We start from the raw sequence: 2,876 nt of genomic DNA, 5'->3' as shown, positions 1-2,876 counted from the left end.
CTGGGTGTCGAGGGGGTGGGTGTCGACGACGATTTCTTCCATCTCGGCGGCGACTCCATCGTCGCGCTGCGCGTCGTGACCGCCGCCCGGCGTGCCGGTTTCGCCCTCACGTCCCGTGACGTCTTCGAAGCCCCCACCCCGGCGGGCCTGGCCTCTAGGGCCGTGCCGACCGACACGCTGATGGCCGCGGCCGAGGAGCGGCAGGACGCGCTCGGTGTCGTCGTGCCGACCGCGATGATCACCGATCTGCTCGCCCACGACGGCGCGTGGGTCGACGGGTACGCCCAGGCCCGGGTGGTCACGCTCCCCGCCGATCTGACCGAGACCGCACTCGAGGCCGCGCTGAACGCGCTTGTCGCGACCCACGACGTGCTCCGTGCCCGGGTCGTCGACGACCCCACCTACGGCCGGACCCTCGAGGTTCCCGCCGAGCCCGCTCCCGAAATCGTTCTTCGGCACCGCGATACGGCCGATCCTGAGCCGGTGCAGTCCGCGTACCGCACCCTCGACCTGGCGTCGGGAACAATGGTCGTGTTCGTCCTGCTCGACGACGCACCCGCGGCTCGCCTGCTGATCGTCGCCCACCATCTCGTCGTCGACGCGGTGTCCTGGAACATCCTGCTCGACGACCTGCGCCGGCTGTGCGAACGGCCGGGATCGCTCGAACGACCCGCCACGTCCTTCCGCACGTGGAGCCGGGCACTCGAAGCCGCCGCGGACCTCGTGGCCGACGATGCGGACCTGTGGCGGGGAATCGTCGACCCGGCTGGTGCCGTCGCGCTCACCGATCGCGCACTCGATCCGGCCGTGGACACCGTCGCCGCATCGACCGTCCGGCAGATCACCGTGGCACCGGACGTGTTCGAGACACTGTCGTCGGTGGTCGCCCCGGCACTGCGCGTCGGAGTCGACGAAATCCTGCTCGCCGCACTGGCCGCTGCGCTGACCACCGCATCCGAAGAATCCGACGCGACCGCGCTCGTCGTCGACGTCGAAGGCCACGGTCGCGAATCCGATTCGATCGCACCGGAACTCGATCTGTCCCGCACGGTGGGCTGGCTGACCACGCTGTACCCGCTGCGGCTCGACGTGGCCGGGGTCGACCTCGACGCCGTCGCCGCGGGAACCTCCGCAGCCGGGCGCCTCGTCAAGCGCATCAAGGAGCAGATCCGCGCCGTCCCGAACCGCGGCATCGGCTACGGGCTGCTCACCCGATACCGCGGCGAGCACGCCGCCGAACTCACCGCCCGGGCAGCGCACCCGGTGCTGTTCAACTACCTCGGGCGCATCGACGCCGCCCCGGCCACCGGGACCGACGGGGCCTGGACGCTGTGCCCTGTCGAGAACTCGGACGGCGTCGGCACCCTCGGCGTGTCGTCCGACCCGACGATGCCGATGACACATCCGATCGAGATCAACGCCGCGGCCACCGCCGCCGGCATCGTCGCCCAGTGGCGCTTCGCGGCCTCGGCGCTGCGGCCCGGTGTCGTCGACCGCGCCGCGGAACTGTGGCCGACGCTGCTCGAAGGCATTGCCGCACACGGGCGCTCGAATACCATCGGCGGCCTGACGCCGTCGGACGTTCTCGCCTCCGTCGACTTCGACGAGCTCGACGAGCTGACCGCGCGCTACCCGTCGGCGATCGACGTCCTGCCCCTGACGCCACTGCAGCAGGGCCTGATGTTCGAGTCGACCTTCGACACCACCGGGCACGACGCCTACGTCGTGCAGATGGCGCTCGACATCACCGGTGACCTCGACACCGCCCGGTTGCGTGCCGCCGCCGACGCGGTGCTCGCCGCGCACGCCCAGCTCGGGTCCGCGTTCACCACCACCGATGCCGGCCGCCAGGTCGCGGTCGTCACCGCCGGTGCCGCCGTGCCGTGGCACGAAATCGACCTGTCCGAGACGGCCGGAGCGGAGCTGGACCGACGCTGGGCCGAGATCGCCACGCAGGACCGCGAGACCCGCTTCGACCTCGCCGCGCCGCCGCTGATGCGGATCACGCTCGTACACACCGGATCCGGACAGTACAGGATGCTGCTCACGCACCACCACCTGCTGTTCGACGGCTGGTCCCTGCCGCTGGTGATCGACGCGCTGCTGCGCGCCTACGGCAACGGCATCGCGATCGGTGCGGCACCCGCGGTCGCGGCACCGGCTCGCCCCTACCGCGACTACCTGACCTGGCTGGGTGACCGTGACGAGGCCGCCGACCGGGCAGCCTGGACGGCGGCGCTCGACGGCGTCACCGAGCCGACGCTGCTCGCGGCCGGCCGTACCCTCGCGCCCGGCTCGTGCGTCGACCACACCCTCACCGTCGACGCCGAAATCGTGTCGGGCCTCGAAAGGCTCCGCCGCGAAACCGGTGTCACGCTCAACACCCTCGTGCAGGTCGCGTGGTCGCTGGCGCTCGGGGCCGTCACCGGCCGCGACGACGTGCTCTTCGGCACCGCGGTCTCCGGTCGCGCCGCCGACCTCGACGGCATCGACGAGATGATCGGCATGACCGTCAACACGATCGCGGTCCGCGTCGGTCTGCGCCCCGCGGAAACCGTCGCCGACCTGCTGCGCCGCGTTCAGGCCGAGCAGGCCGCCCTGCAGGCCCACCACCACGTTGGCCTGGCGGACCTGCACCGGATCGCCGGTCTCGACGAACTGTTCGACACCCTCGTGGTGTTCGAGAACTACCCGGGCGATTTCACCGGGGCGACCGCCGGCAGCGGTCTCGACGTGCAGCTGCGCGGCATCGACGACGGCACCAGCTTTCCGCTGACCCTGCTCGTCCTGCCCGGAGAACAGCTCGAGCTGATCGTCAAGTACCACCGAGATCTGCCCGCGGCGCTGACGGCCGATCTGGTCGACCGCTTCGTCCG

Annotated in this window: 1 protein-coding gene; it reads left to right on the top strand. The window is 71.3% G+C overall.

Features of this window, described 5'->3' with window-relative positions; all coding sequences use genetic code 11:
• Positions 1–2,876 (top strand): condensation domain-containing protein (locus ACN675_RS28625; protein WP_420754034.1); only part of this gene is annotated, 2,876 nt, incomplete at both ends.

The organism is Rhodococcus sp. O3, assembly GCF_048897285.1.
Lineage (GTDB): Bacteria > Actinomycetota > Actinomycetes > Mycobacteriales > Mycobacteriaceae > Rhodococcus.
This window is presented reverse-complemented; position numbering and strand designations above follow the sequence as displayed.